The organism is Streptomyces sp. NBC_01092, assembly GCF_045039535.1.
Taxonomy (GTDB): domain Bacteria; phylum Actinomycetota; class Actinomycetes; order Streptomycetales; family Streptomycetaceae; genus Streptomyces.
Map to the genome: position 1 here is coordinate 8,077,463 of NZ_CP108659.1, position 16,354 is coordinate 8,093,816.

The 16,354-nt window shown below is 71.9% G+C and carries 17 protein-coding genes; 7 read left to right on the forward strand and 10 right to left on the reverse strand.

The window, feature by feature from the left end:
• Positions 1-21 precede the first annotated feature (21 nt).
• Together OG254_RS36615 and OG254_RS36620 are read left to right on the forward strand one after the other, a co-directional pair.
• Positions 22-894: an ATP-binding cassette domain-containing protein gene (locus tag OG254_RS36615; protein ID WP_405590546.1), complete on the forward strand. Its 873-nt coding sequence runs from the start codon at positions 22-24 to the stop codon at positions 892-894.
• Positions 891-1,562: an ABC transporter gene (locus OG254_RS36620; RefSeq protein WP_405590549.1), complete on the forward strand. Its 672-nt coding sequence runs from the start codon at positions 891-893 to the stop codon at positions 1,560-1,562. The genes OG254_RS36615 and OG254_RS36620 overlap by 4 nt, the downstream gene beginning before the upstream one ends.
• Here the strand turns inward: OG254_RS36620 and OG254_RS36625 are convergent.
• The 9 genes from OG254_RS36625 to zapE form a co-directional block, all read right to left on the reverse strand.
• Complete coding sequence (locus OG254_RS36625) at positions 1,554-1,733, reverse strand: hypothetical protein (protein WP_405590552.1); 180 nt, start codon at positions 1,731-1,733, stop codon at positions 1,554-1,556. The genes OG254_RS36620 and OG254_RS36625 overlap by 9 nt on opposite strands.
• 18 nt (positions 1,734-1,751) lie before the next feature.
• On the reverse strand, positions 1,752-2,612 hold the full coding sequence (locus tag OG254_RS36630) for a polysaccharide deacetylase family protein (protein ID WP_405590555.1): 861 nt from the start codon (positions 2,610-2,612) through the stop codon (positions 1,752-1,754).
• A 90-nt stretch (positions 2,613-2,702) separates the two neighbouring features.
• Complete coding sequence (locus tag OG254_RS36635; protein ID WP_405590558.1) at positions 2,703-4,169, reverse strand: serine/threonine-protein kinase; 1,467 nt, start codon at positions 4,167-4,169, stop codon at positions 2,703-2,705.
• A gap of 63 nt (positions 4,170-4,232) precedes the next feature.
• The gene (locus OG254_RS36640; RefSeq protein ID WP_405590561.1) at positions 4,233-5,645 is read right to left on the reverse strand and encodes a PhoX family protein; all 1,413 of its coding nucleotides are present in this window, start codon (positions 5,643-5,645) and stop codon (positions 4,233-4,235) included.
• 156 nt (positions 5,646-5,801) lie between these two features.
• On the reverse strand, positions 5,802-6,755 hold the full coding sequence (locus OG254_RS36645) for a slipin family protein (RefSeq protein WP_405590564.1): 954 nt from the start codon (positions 6,753-6,755) through the stop codon (positions 5,802-5,804).
• Positions 6,756-6,875: 120 nt separating this feature from the next.
• Positions 6,876-8,333: a SulP family inorganic anion transporter gene (locus OG254_RS36650; RefSeq protein ID WP_405590567.1), complete on the reverse strand. Its 1,458-nt coding sequence runs from the start codon at positions 8,331-8,333 to the stop codon at positions 6,876-6,878.
• A gap of 5 nt (positions 8,334-8,338) precedes the next feature.
• Positions 8,339-8,917: a carbonic anhydrase gene (locus OG254_RS36655; protein WP_405590569.1), complete on the reverse strand. Its 579-nt coding sequence runs from the start codon at positions 8,915-8,917 to the stop codon at positions 8,339-8,341.
• Between the two features lie 75 nt (positions 8,918-8,992).
• A complete protein-coding gene (locus tag OG254_RS36660; protein WP_405590572.1) occupies positions 8,993-9,397 on the reverse strand; it encodes a hypothetical protein in 405 nt (134 codons plus the stop codon).
• 175 nt (positions 9,398-9,572) lie between these two features.
• On the reverse strand, positions 9,573-10,685 hold the full coding sequence (zapE, locus tag OG254_RS36665) for a cell division protein ZapE (protein WP_405590575.1): 1,113 nt from the start codon (positions 10,683-10,685) through the stop codon (positions 9,573-9,575).
• Positions 10,686-10,722: 37 nt separating this feature from the next.
• Between zapE and OG254_RS36670 the strand changes: the two genes are divergently transcribed.
• The 5 genes from OG254_RS36670 (at position 10,723) to OG254_RS36690 (ending at position 15,119) form a co-directional block, all read left to right on the forward strand.
• The gene (locus OG254_RS36670; RefSeq protein ID WP_405590577.1) at positions 10,723-11,598 is read left to right on the forward strand and encodes a pyrimidine reductase family protein; all 876 of its coding nucleotides are present in this window, start codon (positions 10,723-10,725) and stop codon (positions 11,596-11,598) included.
• A gap of 146 nt (positions 11,599-11,744) precedes the next feature.
• A complete protein-coding gene (locus tag OG254_RS36675; RefSeq protein ID WP_405590579.1) occupies positions 11,745-12,218 on the forward strand; it encodes an indole-3-glycerol phosphate synthase in 474 nt (157 codons plus the stop codon).
• A gap of 115 nt (positions 12,219-12,333) precedes the next feature.
• The gene (murC, locus tag OG254_RS36680) at positions 12,334-13,722 is read left to right on the forward strand and encodes a UDP-N-acetylmuramate--L-alanine ligase (protein ID WP_405590582.1); all 1,389 of its coding nucleotides are present in this window, start codon (positions 12,334-12,336) and stop codon (positions 13,720-13,722) included.
• A gap of 13 nt (positions 13,723-13,735) precedes the next feature.
• Entirely contained in the window at positions 13,736-14,143 is a 408-nt protein-coding gene (gene msrB, locus OG254_RS36685; protein ID WP_351186388.1) for a peptide-methionine (R)-S-oxide reductase MsrB, read from the forward strand.
• A 229-nt stretch (positions 14,144-14,372) separates the two neighbouring features.
• Positions 14,373-15,119, forward strand: a complete 747-nt coding sequence (locus tag OG254_RS36690; RefSeq protein WP_351186387.1) for a protein phosphatase 2C domain-containing protein — start codon at positions 14,373-14,375, stop codon at positions 15,117-15,119.
• Between the two features lie 40 nt (positions 15,120-15,159).
• On the opposite strand, the gene OG254_RS36695 is transcribed toward OG254_RS36690, so the two are convergent.
• Positions 15,160-16,185 (reverse strand): YbhN family protein, encoded by a 1,026-nt coding sequence (locus OG254_RS36695; RefSeq protein WP_405595391.1) that lies wholly within the window; start codon positions 16,183-16,185, stop codon positions 15,160-15,162.
• Positions 16,186-16,354: the final 169 nt, after the last annotated feature.

The following is a 16,354-nucleotide window of genomic DNA, read 5'->3' on the forward strand; positions in this document are numbered from 1 at the left end:
GCCATGCGACAGGATGGCCCCATGCAACGCGATCTTCATTTGGACAACGTGGGCCGCCGCTACGGCCTACGCGGCCCATGGGTCTTACGAGGCATCCACCTCACCGTGCAGCCCGGCACACTCATCCGCATACAAGGCCCCAACGGCACCGGAAAGTCCACCCTCCTGCGCCTCCTGGCCCGCATAGACGCCCCCTCGGAGGGCCGCATCAGCGGAGCGCCCCGCACCGCGTACGTCCCCGAACGCTTCCCCACCGCCCTCCCCTTCACCGCCCTCGGCTATCTGACCCACCTCGGCACGGTCCACGGCCTGTCCCGGCCGGCGGCCACCCGCGCCGCCCTGGAGTGGCTCGACCGCTTCGGCGCCGCCCCCTACGCCCGCACCCCCATGGCCCAGTTGTCGAAGGGCAGCAGCCAGAAGGTCGCCGTCGTGCAGGCCCTGCTCGCCCAGCCGGAGCTGCTCGTCCTGGACGAGGCCTGGACCGGCCTCGACACCGACGCCCGCGCGGAGCTGGAGCGAGCCGTCGCCGAACGGACCGCGGGCGGCACCGCCGTGGTCTTCGTGGACCACGACCCGCGCCGCCTGGCGGGGGCGCCCGACGCGACGTACACCGTGCGGGACACGGGACTTGAGCAGCGCGACGACCGGTCGCCCGCGGAATCCGGTGGCCCGCGCGTGACCGTCGTCGTCCGGGGACCGACGGGCGGGCAACTCCCCGCCGACGCGACCCGCACGCTCGTCTCGGCCGAGGAACCCACGCCCGGCACCCACCGTCTCACCGTGCCCGCGTCCCACTCGGACATCCTCCTGCGTGCCCTGCTGACCGCCCGGCCTCCCTGGCACGTGGTGAGCGTGAGCCAGGAGCCGACCCCCGACCACGAGAGCCGCCGATGAACGCCCTGCTCAGATACCAGGCCGCCCTGCTCATCCGCTCACAGCGCTGGCTGCCGCCGTTCATCCTGTACGTCGTGTTCCTCGGGATCGGTGTGCAGAGCGGCCAGCCGATCCTCGACTCGCTCGGCTACGCGGCCGCGGCCCTGCTGCCCGTGGCCGCCTGGCTGGTGCGGATCTGCGTCACCAACGAGCCGCCCGCCGCCCGCAGTTGTGTCTCCGCCGCGGTCGGCCCCGGGCGGGCGCACCTCGCCGCGCTGCTGGTGGCGCTGGGCACCGCCGTGGTCCTGGGCACGGCCGGGACCGTCGTCGTGACGCTGATCAGCGATGCCGCGAGCGCGGATCACCAGACGCGGGTGCCACGGCTCGCCGCCGGTGCGGCCGGGCTGCTCGCCGCGCTGGCCTGCGCCCTGCTCGGCACGGCCGTCGGCGCCCTCACCACCTGGCCGCTGCTGCGCTCGACCGGCCGCGCGGTGCCGACGATGCTGCTCGCGGCCCTGCTGTCGGTGGTGGTGACGGGCTCCCCGGCGCAGGCGGCGGTCAGCGGCCTGGTCACGGGCTCACGCTCGGGTACGGTCCCGATGCCGGTGCTGCCCCTGGTGGCGGCGACCCTGCTCACGGCGGCGGCGACCGCGGCGGCCTGCGCGCTCACGTCCCGCCGGTCACCCTGAACAGGCGGTGCGCTGCGCTTCTTGCCATTCACACACCGGGCAGAGCGTGATCCCCTTGTACGACTCCGGGTACTCGGTCGGCTCCCGGCACAGCACGCAGTCCGCGTACGGCGGCCCGTCAGCCTTCGTCGGCTTCACCGCGTCCCGGATCGTGCAGTAGTCCTCGCTCATAGCTCCAGCGTAGGACGCTCAGAGCGGCCCGCCCGCGGCCCGGATCAGCTCGGACACCTTCACCAGCCGGAAGCCCTTCGCCCGCAGCTCCGGCACGACGCTGCGGACCACCCGCTCGGTCGTCGGAGCCGCGCTGCGCGTGCAGTGCAGGACGACCACGGACCCGGGCCGCACCCCGCGCCGCACCTCCCGGGCGACCGCGCCGGCGTCCGTCGCGAACGCGTCCCCGCTCACCACGTCCCACTGCACGGCCGTCACACCGACCGGGGTCAGCGCCTTGAGGGCCCGCCGGTCGTAGCACCCGCCCGGAAACCGGAAGTACGGCATCGCGGCACGGATCCCCACCTTCCGGAACACCGTGTACGCCCGCTCCACGTCCGCCCGCATCCGCTCCTCGCCGATGGTCGGCAACCCGTAGCAGTGGTCGGTGAAGGCGTAGTGGCTGTAGGAGTGGTTGGCGACCTCGAAGAGCGGATCCCGTCCGATGGACCGGGCCTGCCTGGGGTACTGCTCGGCCCACCGCCCCGTCATGAACACGGTCGCCGGCACCTTCAGCTCCCGCAGCGCCGCGATCAGCCCCGGATTGTCGAACCGCTCGCCCTGCGCCGCCCGCGGCCCCTGATCGGCGGTCATGTCGGCGTCGAAGGTCAGCGCGACGGTCCGGCCCGCGTTGCGGGGCCCGTGCTCGAAGACGGGCGTCATGCCCGCGGGGCCGGGCGCGAGGGTCGGCGGCTCGGCCCCGGGGGAGACGGCGGCCGTGGCGCTGGGCGCCGGACGCGGGGCGCGGGTCGTGTCCTCGGGCGCCGTACACGCGGCGAGCGCGCTGAATGCCGCGCCCAGGGCGCAGACGGCGGTGACGCGTCGTACGAGAGTGATCACCGTATGAAGATATGAGGATCACATGCTCATTTCGGTCCACCGACGGGTGTGCCGGACCTCAGTCACCCGCCCGGCGGGCCGTGCCCTCGCTCAGTCGGTGCGCGTGCAGGAACCCGTCGGCGCGGTGGCCGGAGGGCGGCACTGGAGGTCGTACTCGGTCGGGTCCGTGCTCAGGTAGCGGCCCATGCAGGTGTTCACCGTCGTTCGGCCGCGCTCGGCGCAGAACGACAGGGCGGCGCGGCCGTCGGTGAAGGGGCCGGGGGCGTAGAACACCCAGTAGCCGCCGCGCAGGGAGGCGTAGTCGTCGCTGCGCAGGACGGCGGCCTCCGGGACCGACTCGCGGAGGGTGGCGAGGCGGCTGTCCCGGTTGGCGGTGCCCGCGGAGACGGGTTCGGAGTGGAGCTGGGCGATCCAGTGGCCGGCCGGTGTGGGGGTGGGTGTGGGGCTGGGGGTGTCGGGGCTCGGCTTTTGCTTTGCCGGACTGGGGGTGGATGCCGTGGCCGGAGGGTTCGGGGTGGCGTTGGCCTTGTCGTCGCCGTCCGTGTCGCCGGGGCGCAGGGCGAACACCAGGGCCGTGGCCGTGGCGATCGCCAGCGCCAGGGCCGCGGCCACCATCAGGGGGGTGCGGCGTCTGCGCGGCGCGCCCGCCTGCTGGGGGAGCGTGGGGCGCGGGGTGTCCAGCTGGGTGGGAGTCGGGGGCGGGGGCGGTGTCGCGGCTGCCACCGTCGGCTGCGTGGCCCAGTGCGGCGCGGTCCCTGACTCCACCTGCGCCAGCATCGCGTCCAGCCGGGCGGCGTCCGGGCGCTGCGCCGGGTCTCTGACCAGCAGGGCTTCGAGCACCGGCGTCAGCGGGCCCGAGCGGGTCGGCGCGGGGAGCTCTTCGTCGAGTACGGCGGCCAGGGTCGCGAGCGTGGTCGGGCGGCGCAGTGGGCTGACGCCCTCCGCGCAGACGTACAGGACCACGCCCAGCGACCAGAGGTCGGCGGCCGGGTGGTCGGCGTCATGCCCACGGATCCGCTCCGGCGCCATGTACTCCGGCGAGCCGATCAGCTCGCCCGTGGCCGTGAGGCCCGTCGTGCCCTGGAGGGCGGCGATGCCGAAGTCGGTGAGGACGGCCCCGCCGTCGGGGCGCAGCAGGATGTTGGCCGGCTTGACGTCCCGGTGCTGGATGCCCGCCGCGTGCGCGGCCCGCAGTGCGGCGAGCACCTCGCGTCCGAGCCGGGCCGCCTCGACCGGCGTCAACGGGCCGTCGTCCAGCCGCCGCTGCAGCGAGACACCCGGCACCAGCTCCATCACGAGCCACGGATGCGGCTCGGCGGCCACGATCTGATGGATCGTCACCACATGCGGATGGCTCAGCCGGGCCAGCGCCCGCGCCTCCCGCATCACCCGCTCGCGCACCACCCCGACCGTGTCCGCGTCGGACCGCACCGCCTTGAGCGCGACCTCGCGGTCCAGCACCCGGTCACGGGCCCGCCACACGGTGCCCATGCCTCCGCTGCCGAGCCGCTCCACCAGCTCGAAACGGCCGTCGACGAGATCCCCCGGTGCGTTCATGCCGCACAGGTTAGATGACGGTGCGGAAAGGGGGCTTCCGGTCATGGACCCGTGACGGGACCGCTACCCGCGCCAGGGGCCCGTCACCGCGAACGTCGTGCCCGGTGTGTAGCAGTTCACGTACATCGTCCCGCCGTCGGGGGAGAAGGTGACCCCGGCGAACTCGCCCCACTCCGGCTCCTCGGGTGTGCCGAGGTTCTGGGCGTTACGTGCCATCGCGTACACCTCGCCGTGCCGCGTCACGCCGAAGACGTGCTGGGCGCCGTTGCCGTCCTCGCAGACCATGAGCCCGCCGCCGGGAGCCAGACAGATGTTGTCCGGGGACTCGCCGGGCAGCCGCACGTCCGTGCCGGGGCCGAAGACGATCACCAGGGTGAGGCGGCGCGCGGCGGGGTCGTAGCGCCAGATCTGGCCGTAGTGGTCGGCGGCCGAGCCCTCCGCGCTGCGGGCGAAGGAGGAGACGAAGTAGACGCTGCGGCCGCCCCAATAGCAGCCCTCCAGCTTCTGCGCGTGCGTGATGCCGTTCGGGCCGAAGTCCTGCAGGCGGACGGGGGTTCGGGTGGCGAGCGGGTCCGGTACGTCGACCCACTCGACGGCGTCGAAGGTCGCGCCCGGCTCCTGGATCGTCGAGAGGTCCGGGACGCCCGGCACCCGCATCGCCTGGAGCCGGCCGCCCGCGCGCAGGGTGCCCAGGCCGCCGTGCGGCTGGTGGGGCAGGAAGCGGTAGAACAGGCCGAAGGGCTTGAGGAAGGCGTCCTCGGTCTCGTAGACGACGCCGCGCCGCGGGTCCACCGCGATCGCCTCGTGCTGGAAGCGGCCCATCGCGGTCAGCGGGACCGCGCCCGAGCGGTACGGGTTCGCCGGATCGACCTCGAAGATGAAGCCGTGGTCCTTGGTGTAGCCGTTGGTGCCCGCCTTGTCCTCGGTCTCCTCGCAGGTCAGCCAGGTGCCCCAAGGGGTGGGCCCGCCCGCGCAGTTGACGGCCGTACCGGCGAGGGCGACGCGCTCCGACAGGACGGTGCCCTGCCGGTCGAGGGTCAGGGCCGTACAGCCGCCCTTGCCGGCCGGGTCGTACGTCAGACCCGCGACCGTCGGGACGGGGACCCTGGCGTCGGCGCGGTTCTCGTGGTTGCGGACCAGGTGGACGCGGCCGCCTCTGCCGGGCAGGGCCGTCATGCCGTCGTGGTTGGAGGGGACCGGGCCCTCGCCGGAGCGGAGCCGGTCGCCCTCGCGGGACAGGACCCGGTAGCGGAAACCTTCCGGCAGATCGAGCAGGCCGTGCGGGTCGGGGACCAGCGGGCCGTATCCGGTGTGGCCCAGGTTCTGCGCGGCGGCGGTGCCCGCGAAGAGTTCGGTGAGGTTTCCGGCGAAGGCGATCGAGACGCCCAACGCGCCGGAGCGGGCGAGAAGCTGACGGCGTGTGGTGGAACGGCCGGACGTGGACGCGGACGCGGTTGCGGGCGCGTTTTCGGACATGGGGCAGCCTTCCTGCTGGCGGACAGGAACTGTGACCTCGCCGTGTCTATCACCTGGAACGGGCCTGTGGAACCACGTGCGTCACACGTGTCACGGGCCTGTGGGATCTCCTCGTCTCACGTGCCACTGGCCCGTGGAGTCACGTCGTCACACGTGTCACTGGCCTGTGGCGTCCTCGATGATGTCCTCGATCGTCCGATCGACCTCCCGTTCGGGCGGAGGCTCGATCTGCGGCTCGGCCAGGGGCTCGATCTCCGGCTCGGCCGGGGGCTCGACGGCCCGCTGGTCGCCCTCGTCGGCGGGGCTCTCCACGGCGGGAGCGGCATAGCGCCGTGGGGTCGGCCTCTGCTCCTCGCCGCCCCTCTCCAGGAAGCGCAGCAGCTCCACCGGGATGGGCAGGACCAGCGTGGAGTTCTTCTCCGCCGCCACCGCCATCACGGTCTGCAGGAGCCGCAGCTGGAGCGCGGAGGGGGTGTCCTCCATCTGATGGGCGGCCTCGGCCAGCTTCTTGGAGGCCTGGAGCTCGGCGTCCGCGTTGATGATGCGGGCCCGCCGCTCGCGGTCCGCCTCGGCCTGCCGGGCCATGGAGCGCTTCATCGACTCCGGTAGGGACACGTCCTTGATCTCGACGCGGTCCACCTGCACGCCCCAGCCGATGGCGGGGCTGTCGATCATCAGTTCCAGGCCCTGGTTGAGCTTCTCGCGGTTGGAGAGCAGATCGTCCAGGTCGCTCTTGCCGATGATCGAGCGCAGGGATGTCTGCGCCATCTGCGAGACCGCGTACTTGTAGTCCTCGACCTTGATCAGGGCGCTTGCGGGCTCGACCACCTTGAAGTACACGACGGCGTCCACGCGCACGGTCACGTTGTCGCGGGTGATGCCCTCCTGGGCCGGCACCGGCATCGTGACGATCTGCATGTTGACCTTGTGCAGCCGGTCCACGATCGGAATGATCAATGTGAACCCGGGATTGCGTACCTCTCCTGCCAGCCGTCCGAGCCGCAGGATCACCCCGCGCTCGTACTGTTTGACGACGCGCGCCGCGGCCGCGACGTACACCGCGCCGACGGCAGCCACTCCCGCGACGATGCCCAGCACTTCCTCGACCATGCCGACCTCCTCACCGAGAGGTCCGATGCGTACGCTGCTGTAACGGTATGCCCTGTAACGATATGCCCGGCGTCAGGTCCGGGGCCACGGACGGCCCCGGACCCGAGGGTCCTACGCTGGTCAGGGCGCCGTGACCCGCACCGGTTCCGTGCCGGCGTCGCTGTGCCGCTCGGCCCAGTTCTCCAGGGCCGTACGGCAGGCGTGGTCGAGGTGGTGCAGCCCGGACAGGTTCAGCTCCACCGGGCGGTCCTGGGGCAGCGCCTCCAGGCTGTCGAGGATCTTCGGCAGCCTCAGGAAGGTCGCGTTGCCCGACAGGTACGCCTGGATCGGTCCCGCGCCCTTGTCTATGACCTCCAGCTTCAGGTGCGAGGCCTCCCAGGCGGTCTTGGCGACCGACAGGGCGAGACCGATCAGCACGCCCTCGAACATGTTCACCGCGACGATCGACACGGCCGTGACCACGAGGATCAGCGCCTCGCCCCGGTGGCCCCGCCACAGGGAGACGATCCCGCGGAAGGGGATCAGCTTCCAGCCGGAGTGCACCAGGATGCCGGCCAGCGCGGGGATCGGGATCAGCGCCAGCGTGGCGGGCAGCAGCGCGGCGAACAGCAGCAGCCACACGCCGTGCATGACCCGGGACGCCTTGGTCTTGGCGCCCGCCTGGACGTTGGCGGAGCTGCGCACGATGACCGCGGTCATCGGCAGCGCGCCGAGCGCACCGCAGACCGTGTTGCCCGCGCCCTGCGCCATCAGCTCCTTGTCGTACTGGGTGCGCGGACCGTCGTGCAGCCGGTCCACGGCCGCCGCGCTGAACAGCGACTCGGCCGACGCGATGAGCGTGAAGGCGACGATCGTGGCGAGTATCCCGACGTCTGCGAGCTCGCCGAAGGCGCTCAGGGACGGCGGCTGGACGGCGCCCAGCAGACCCTTGACCTCGACGGTGGCGACCGGCAGCGAGAACACGGCGGCGACCAGCGTGGCCAGGCCGACCGCGGCGAGCGGACCGGGAACCGCGCGCACCCTGCGCGGCAGCCGCTTCCACAGCACCAGCACGGCGATGGTGCCGGCGCCGAGTCCGATCGAGGCCAGTGCCCCGGTGTCCCCGGCGGCCTGGGCGAGCGCGCCGGGCAGCCCGGCTATCTTCTCCAGGCCGGAGGCGGGCGCCTTGGCGTCCGCGACCGCGTAGAGCTGGCCGGCGATGAGCACCAGGCCGATACCGGCCAGCATGCCCTCGACCACGGAGACCGAGATGGCCCTGAACCAGCGCCCCAGCTTCAGGGCGCCCATGAGGAGCTGGAGCAGGCCGGTGGCGAGCACCAGCACACCGAGGACCGGCAGCCCGAACTCCTGGACCGCCTCGTAGACCAGCACCGTCAGACCGGCGGCGGGCCCGGAGACCTGGAGGCTGCTGCCGCGCATCAGGCCGGTGACGATGCCACCGACGATGCCGGTGACGAGCCCGAGCTCGGCCGGCACTCCGGAGGCGACGGCCACGCCGACACACAAGGGCAGCGCGACCAGGAAGACGACCAGCGAGGCGGCGAAGTCCTGCCGTATGTGGGGGAACTTGGTCATCATGGCGATCACAGCGCCTCGAACGCGTCGGTCTCGGCGCTGTGGGCGCGCACGGCGCCCTTGTGCACCTCGTAGTACCAGGCGTGCAAGGACAGTTGACGCTCCTTCAGCTTCTTCTCGATGAACGGGTACGAGCGCAGCCGCAGCAGCTGCGTCAGCACATGGGCCTGGACACCCTCGGCGACCTCGGGGTCCTCGGCGGCGCCGGTCGGGCGCGGGGTGGCGTGCGAGAGCCAGTCGCGCACGGCCGGTACGGCGTCCAGGTCGTCGCCGCGCACCAGCGCGCCGACGGCTCCGCAGTGGGAGTGGCCGCAGACCACGATGTCGCGGACGCCGAGGACCTCCACGGCGTACTCGATGGTGGCCGCCTCGCTGGTGGGGTGTTCGGAGGCGTACGGCGGGACGATGTTGCCCGCGGTGCGCAGCTCGAAGAGCTCGCCGGGGCGGGCGCCCGTGATCAGGGCCGGTACGACCCGGGAATCGGAGCAGGTGATGAACAGGACCTGCGGAGACTGCCCTTCGGCGAGCCTGGCGAACTCCTCAGGGCGCTGTCCGAACATACGGGCGTTGTCGATGAGGGGCTGCATGTGGTGACTCCTCCTGGCGCGCCTCAGTGGCGCGTCGGGGTTTACATGACAGGGGTGGGGGGACTGCTCTGCCGCTCAGCAGCGGAAGATCTGAAGCCCCGCCGGAGTGTGGGACGTCGAGGATCTCGACGTGCGTAGGTGCGCGGTGCCGGCTTCGGCCGGCTGGTGCGCGGACGCGGAGTCCCGGGTGAGCAACGGTCTGTCGGGCGCCTGGGGCCCGGAGTCGGCGAAGCGCTGATGGTCACGGGTGCGCAGGGGACCGGTCGGGTCCCCGTCACCTGACGGGACGCAGTGGCGTGACGTGAGGGTTTCGTCGCGCAGCGCCTTCCCGGAGAGCTTGATTCCGGGTGAGGCCTTGGCCTCTGCCTGACTGACTGTGTATGCGTGTGCGAAGGACGCGGTAGGTGCGAAGAACTGGAGGGCGAGCAGGACGGCGGCGAGGATCGAAAGAGGGGTCCGGGCCGTCGTACCTCGAAACATGCGCCCCCCTCCAGTCAGTCCACACCTCTTGAGCGTGCCAACACTTGGTCAACCGTTGGTCAAGAAACACGTTAACCCGGCAACCTTGTTTGCAGGGTTAACTTAACGTTTCGAGCTGAAGAGAGCCTGAAATGCGAGGGTGGCTTGGCTTGAACTGCCCCTTGAACTGGGGGAGTTACTGGGTTACCAGGCCCTTGGCGTCACGGGCCAGCGCGGTGAGTCGCGAGATCGCGCGGAAGTACTTCTTGCGGTAGCCGCCCTTGAGCATGTCCTCGCTGAACAGCTGGTCGAACGGCAGTCCGGAGGCGAGGACCGGGACTTCACGGTCGTAGAGCCGGTCGGCGAGCACGACGAGCCGCAGCGCGGTGGACTGGTCCGGAATCGGCTGCACGTCGGTGAGGCACACCGCGTTCAGGCCATCGGTCAACGCGCCGTAACGGCTGGGGTGGACGCGGGCGAGGTGGTCCAGCAGGTGCGGGAAGTCGTCGAGCGAGGCGCCTTCGGTGGCGTACGCCGCCTTCGTCACCTGTTCCTCGGAGTACGGCGCCGGAGCCTCGGGCAGGCCGCGGTGGCGGTAGTCCTCGCCGTCGATGCGCAGCGCGCGGAAGTGCGCCGACAGGCCCTGGATCTCGCGCAGGAAGTCGGCCGCAGCGAAGCGGCCCTCGCCGAGCTTGCCGGGCAGGGTGTTGGAGGTGGCGGCGAGCGCCACGCCCGCGTCGACGAGCTTGCCGAGCAGGGTGGAGACGAGGACGGTGTCGCCCGGGTCGTCGAGCTCGAACTCGTCGATGCACAGCAGGCGGTGCCCGGAGAGGGTCTGCACCGTCTGCTGGAAGCCGAGGGCGCCGACGAGGTTCGTCAGCTCCACGAACGTACCGAAGGCCTTCAGGGACGGCTCGGCCGGCGTGGCGTGCCAGAGGGAGGCCAGCAGGTGGGTCTTGCCGACGCCGTAACCGCCGTCGAGGTAGACGCCGCGAGGCCCGGCCGGGGTCTTGGGGGCCTTGGCCCTGCCGAACCCGAGGAAGCCGCGCTTGCCCGTCTTCCCGGCGCCGCTCGCGTGCGCCCCGCCGAGCCCGCCGGCGAACTCCTCCAGGGCGTGGACCGCCTCGGTCTGGCTGGGCTGGTTCGGGTCCGGTATGTAGGTGCTGAAGCGGACCGAGTCGAAGCGGGGCGGCGGCACCATCTCGGCGACCAGCCGGTCCGCCGGGACGCGCGGCTCACGGGTGCACAGGGACACCGGGCTCGCTTCGGCTATCGGGCTCGGCTTGGACGCGGCGGAGGAGGACGACACGGGTCACCATGCTAAGCGCCGTGCCACACTCCTTGACATGCGACGCCTGTTCCCTGTGACCGACGAGACAGCAGCGAGGGCCTCCGGCGGTTCGGCCGGGGACGACGGGAGTGGAGCTGTCGAAGGTGGGCCTGCGGCCGGTGGGCCCGGCGGGGCGCCCGGCGATCTAGTCGACCTCGTCGACCGGGAGTGGAGTCTCGCCGAGCTCGCCTTCGCGTACGCCTATCCCGCGCCCGGTCCCGGTGATCCGCAGCCCTGGTTGCGGGCCAACATGGTGTCCACGCTGGACGGCGCGGCCCAGCACGACGGTCGTTCACAGCCCATCTCCACCGCGACCGACATGCGGATCTTCGGCACGCTGAGGGCGCTCGCGGACGTCGTGATCGTCGGCGCCGAAACGGTACGCCAGGAGGGGTACCGCCCGGCACGCGCGCGTGCGGAGTTCGCCGGGGCGCGTGCGGCGGCCGGACAGGGGCCCGCGCCCGCCATCGCGGTGATCAGCGCGAGCCTCGACCTGGACTACGGCCTGCCGCTGTTCACCTCGCCCTTGGTGCCCACCCTGGTCCTGACGGGCGCCGCCGCGGCCCCCGACCGGATGGCGGCCGCGGAGAAGGTGGGCGCCCAGGTGGTGATCGCCGGTGACGGCGTCGGCGTGGACCCCGTCCGCGCCGTCCAGGCCCTGGCCGGACTCGGGCACACGCGGCTGCTGACCGAGGGCGGGCCACGGCTGCTCGGCCAGTTGGTGGCCGCCGGAGTGCTCGACGAGCTCTGTCTGACGATCTCCCCGATGCTCACCGCGGGTGACGCCCAGCGCATCGCGGGCGGGCCCTCGGTGGCGGTCCCGAAACGGTTCGAGCTGGTGTCCCTGCTGGAGGAGGAGGGCTTCCTGTTCAGTCGGTACCGGCGGGCGTGAGCTCGGTTCGGACATGGGTTCCCTCGGTGCCGTGATCCTGAAAACGGCGGAGTCGACCGTTCCGTTTAGCCTCCGCCGGGCACACTAAAACTCGCAGTCCCCGTGCGAGCGCGGGGCAGGATGGTTTCCGCAGAAGGGGCGCCCCGGTGTTCACAAGCGTTTTGATGATCGAGAAGGCCCTGACGTCGGCCGACGTGGAGTTCGTCACCACCTTGCACGGTGACGAGGAGGTCGGCTTCCATGTGCTGCTCCAGCCGCGCGGTGAGCAGGCCGACAGGCTGTTGCGCGCCATCGACGACATCGCGCTCGGCGAGCTGGACGAGGCGGTCCGGGAGGGCAGCACCCCGGAGGGGGAGGAGGCGCTGAGCACGGGGGAGCGGGCGCTGGAGGTGTCGCTCACGGCGCTGCGTACGGCAGGCGCGGAGGCGGAGGGGCGGCTGCTGGAGGATCATCCGCTGGACGCGCTGAGAGCCGTGGTGGACGAGGTCGGCGCGGACGAGGTGATCGTGCTGACGGATCCCCACTACGTCGAGGAGTTCTTCCACCGGGACTGGGCTTCCAGGGCTCGGCACAAGGTGGGGGTGCCGGTGCTGAAGCTGTTCTCGCACAGTGACGCGTAGGGGCTTTGCGGGGGAGCGCCGTAGGCGGAGTCCCCGGCGTCCCATGCGCCAGGTCCACCTCGTCACCCCATAGGCTGGGGCCTCACCGTCGTATCGCACTTCTGGGAGAACAGACATGGCACCCGGCATTCCCACCGCCATGGACCGACCGCACTTCATCGGCATCGGCGGCGCCGGGATGTCGGGGATCGCGAAGATTCTCGCGCAGCGTGGGGCGAAGGTCGCCGGCAGTGACGCCAAGGAGTCCGCGACCGCCGAGGCGCTGCGGGCGCTCGGCGTGACCGTGCACATCGGGCATGCCGCGGAGCACCTCGCCGACGACGCCAGCTGTGTCGTGGTGTCGTCGGCGATCCGGAAGGACAACCCCGAGCTGGCCCGCGCCGCCGAGCTGGACATCCCGGTGGTGCACCGTTCCGACGCGCTCGCCGCGCTGATGGACGGGCTGCGCCCGATCGCCGTCGCCGGTACGCACGGCAAGACGACCACGACGTCCATGCTGGCGGTCTCCCTGAGCGAGCTGGGCCTGAAGCCGTCGTACGCCATCGGCGGCGACCTGGACGCCCCCGGCTCGAACGCCCTGCACGGCGACGGCGAGATCTTCGTCGCCGAGGCGGACGAGTCGGACCGCAGCTTCCACAAGTACGCCCCCGAGGTCGCGATCGTCCTGAACGTGGAGCTCGACCACCACGCCAACTACGCGTCGATGGACGAGATCTACGAGTCCTTCGTGACGTTCTCCGACCGCATCACCGAGGGCGGCACCCTGGTCATCTCGGCCGACCAGGACGGGGCGCGGGAGCTGACCCGGCGCGTGTCCGGGACCGTGCGGACGGTGACGTACGGCGAGGCCGAGGACGCCGACGTGCGGGTGCTGTCGGTGGTGGCGCAGGGGCTGAAGAGCCAGGTCACCGTCGTCCTGGACGGCCAGGAGCTCACCTTCACCGTGTCCGTCCCGGGCCGCCACTACGCCCTCAACGCGGTGGCCGCCCTCGCGGCGGGCGCGGCGCTGGGCGTCCCGGCCGCCGAGCTGGCCCCCGCGATCGCGGCCTACACCGGTGTGAAGCGGCGCCTGCAGCTCAAGGGCGAGGCCGCCGGCGTCCAGGTCATCGACTCCTACGCCCACCACCCGACCGAGATGACGGCCGACCTGGAGGCGATGCGCTCGGCCGCGGGTGACGCCCGGATCCTGGTCGTCTACCAGCCCCACCTCTTCTCCCGCACCCAGGAGCTCGGCAAGGAGATGGGCGAGGCCCTCGCCCTGGCCGACGCCTCGCTGGTCCTGGACATCTACCCGGCCCGCGAGGACCCGATCCCCGGCATCACCAGCGAGCGGGTCATCGAGGCGGCACGGGCGGCCGGCGCCGAGGTGACGGCGGTCCACGACAAGAGCGAGGTGCCTTCGCTGGTCGCGGGAATGGCGAGGCCCGGTGATCTCGTTCTCACCATGGGCGCGGGCGATGTCACCGACCTCGGCCCGCTCATCCTGGACCGCCTGATGAAGTGAGGGGCAAGTACTCATGTCGTACGACGTCGAAAAGCCGGACGAGCAGTGGCGCGCGGAGCTGACCCCGGCCGAGTACGCCGTTCTGCGCGAGGCCGCTACGGAGCCCGCCTTCACCGGTGAGTACACCAACACCAAGGCGAAGGGCGTCTACTCCTGTCGGGCCTGCGGCGCGGAACTCTTCACCTCCACCACGAAGTTCGAGTCGCACTGCGGCTGGCCGTCCTTCTACGACCCGAAGGACACCGACGCGGTGGAGCTGATCGAGGACCGCACGCACGGAATGGTGCGCACCGAGGTGCGGTGCGCCCGGTGCGGGTCCCACCTCGGGCACGTCTTCGAGGGCGAGGGCTACGCCACGCCGACCGACCAGCGGTACTGCATCAACAGCATCTCGCTGCAGCTGACGCAGGACGAGGACTGACCGCTTTCACCAGCGCGGCGGCACCGCCGCGGACACCTCCACCGGGAGGCGTTCGACGTCGGTGCCCCAGCGTGAGGCGATGACGAGGTCCCGGGCCGGGGCACCCCACGAGGCGAGGACGCTCGCTCCGATTCCGGGCGCGCTGGCACGTGGGATGCGGCTGTTCCTAGACTTGTGAGGGAGGCTTGGCCCCGGTCGTGTGCCCGGTGCGGGAAGGCGGTGGCTCCTCATGACGTACGTCGCTGTGAGTGCGATCAGTCATCCCGGTCTGCTGCGCGAACGCAACGAGGACAGCCTCGTCGTCGGGCCGTGGACCCTGTGCGGCACCGTCACCGAGAACCCGCAGACCCTGGTCTTCCCGCTCGGCACGCCGCTCGTGGTCGCCGTCGCCGACGGGCTCGGCGGGCATCCCGGCGGCGATGTGGCCAGTTCCCTGGTCGCCCGTCGAATGGCGGCGCTGGGTCCCGCCCTGAGCAGCGCGGTCGCCGTCCGTGACGCCGTGAACGCCTGCAACCTCGCCGTGTACCAGGCGGCGGGCGGCGAGGAGGACAGTGAGCTGTCCGGCATGGGCACGACCATCGCCGGGGTCGTCGCGCAGCCCGGCTCGCTGCTCGTGTTCAACGTGGGCGACAGCCAGGTCTTCGCGGTCTCCGGCGACGGGGTGCGCCAGCTGAGCGTCGACGACAGCCCGCCGCATCCGCCCGGCCGCACCACCACCCTCGTCACCCAGTGCCTGGGCGGCTCGCTCACCTACCGCTCGGTCGCCCCCCACGTCGTGGCCGAGCCGTTGTCGGTCGGCGCCCGCTACCTCATCTGCTCGGACGGCCTGACGGACCCGCTCACCACGGACGTCCTGGACGAGATCCTGCGCGAGCACGAGGACGGCCGGGCCGCCTTCGAGCTGTGGAAGGCCGCGATCGAAGCGGGCGGGCCCGACAACATCACGGTGGCGGTCGTGCGGATCGGCGAGGAGTAGCGCGCGGTCACGGTCAGCCGTCAGGTGGTGCGGGCCCGGCTCAGAGGATCTTGCGCTGGACCATGATCGAGAGCACCAGCGCGCCCGGCAGCAGCGGGACCCAGACCGTCAGGACGCGGTAGCCGATGACCGTGGCCGCGGCCAGGCCCATCGGGGCGCCGAAGGTGACCATCGTGAAGACCAGGGCCGCGTCCACGGGGCCTATGCCGCCGGGTGCGGGCACGGCGCCGACGGCGGTGCTGGCGAGGAGGAGGGCCAGCGTCACCTGCGTCCAGGACAGCGGCAGGCCGAGCGCGAAGCCGACCGAGGCGATCACGCTCGCCTGCAGCAGCGGGGTGGCGGTGGCGCCGCCCCAGAGGGCGAGAACGCGACTGGGTCGCGTGTGCAGGATGCGTGCGTCGGTCAGGGCGGTGCGTACGAAGCCGAGGAGGGGGCGGCGCAGCGGTCGTACGGTCGTCACGAGTACGGCCGCCGTGGCGACAACCGCCACCACGCCCGCGGCCACCAGGATCAGCGTCCGCTCGTCCGGGACGAGTTCGCCGAGGTGCAGCAGCTCGGGGAAGGCTATGAGGAAGCCGAGCAGCACGACCGTTTTCGCGACCGGCTTGACCAGCGAGTACAGGGCGAGTGACGCGGTGCCCCGGGCCAGGGGCACGCCCTGGCTCTGGAGGAAGCGCAGGGTGACGGCGTGGGCGCCGATGGACGCCGGCAGGACGTGGTTGGCGGCGCCGGCCGCGAACTGCGACGCGAGGAGCAGGCCCGGCGGGAGCCGGTCCGGTATCGCGCCTTGGCGGACCAGTGCGGCGACCACCCAGCCCATGCAGGTGAAGAAGAGGCCGGCCAGCAGCCACCAGGGGTCGGCGGAGGCAAGCCGGGCGGCGCCGTCGCGGACGGTGCGCCAGTCGGCCGCCGCCCACGCCCCGATCAGCAGGAGCGGGAGCAGCGTCAGCGCGTGGCGGACGAGGAGCGCGGGGGCGAAGAGGGAGCGGGTGGGGGCGGCAGGGGAGACGGGGGCGGGGCAGGCGGGCAGCGATCCGGGGAGATCGCTGAGCGGGAGCGAGGACACGGCGCGGTCGTCCTTCCGCATCGCACCCGCGCGAGCGGGCCGACGGCTAGAGGGCGAGGGCAGTTGGGGACGTCGGAAACGTGCCCGCTCGGCATGACGCGCTGGTGTCCGCAAGCCGTCGGGGTGTCGGCGGGCGGGCGACGCGACCGGGGTTGTTGCTCGTTCGGCG

Coding starts and splice junctions, on each gene's coding strand:
- OG254_RS36615 (WP_405590546.1), top strand. CDS start 22: ATGCAACGCGATCTTCATTTGGACAACGTGGGCCGCCGCTACGGCCTA.
- msrB (WP_351186388.1), top strand. CDS start 13,736: ATGTCGTACGACGTCGAAAAGCCGGACGAGCAGTGGCGCGCGGAGCTG.
- OG254_RS36670 (WP_405590577.1), top strand. CDS start 10,723: ATGCGACGCCTGTTCCCTGTGACCGACGAGACAGCAGCGAGGGCCTCC.
- OG254_RS36640 (WP_405590561.1), bottom strand. CDS start 5,645: ATGTCCGAAAACGCGCCCGCAACCGCGTCCGCGTCCACGTCCGGCCGT.
- OG254_RS36650 (WP_405590567.1), bottom strand. CDS start 8,333: ATGATGACCAAGTTCCCCCACATACGGCAGGACTTCGCCGCCTCGCTG.
- OG254_RS36620 (WP_405590549.1), top strand. CDS start 891: ATGAACGCCCTGCTCAGATACCAGGCCGCCCTGCTCATCCGCTCACAG.
- OG254_RS36655 (WP_405590569.1), bottom strand. CDS start 8,917: ATGCAGCCCCTCATCGACAACGCCCGTATGTTCGGACAGCGCCCTGAG.
- murC (WP_405590582.1), top strand. CDS start 12,334: ATGGCACCCGGCATTCCCACCGCCATGGACCGACCGCACTTCATCGGC.
- OG254_RS36645 (WP_405590564.1), bottom strand. CDS start 6,755: ATGGTCGAGGAAGTGCTGGGCATCGTCGCGGGAGTGGCTGCCGTCGGC.
- OG254_RS36635 (WP_405590558.1), bottom strand. CDS start 4,169: ATGAACGCACCGGGGGATCTCGTCGACGGCCGTTTCGAGCTGGTGGAG.
- OG254_RS36660 (WP_405590572.1), bottom strand. CDS start 9,397: ATGTTTCGAGGTACGACGGCCCGGACCCCTCTTTCGATCCTCGCCGCC.
- OG254_RS36690 (WP_351186387.1), top strand. CDS start 14,373: ATGACGTACGTCGCTGTGAGTGCGATCAGTCATCCCGGTCTGCTGCGC.
- OG254_RS36625 (WP_405590552.1), bottom strand. CDS start 1,733: ATGAGCGAGGACTACTGCACGATCCGGGACGCGGTGAAGCCGACGAAG.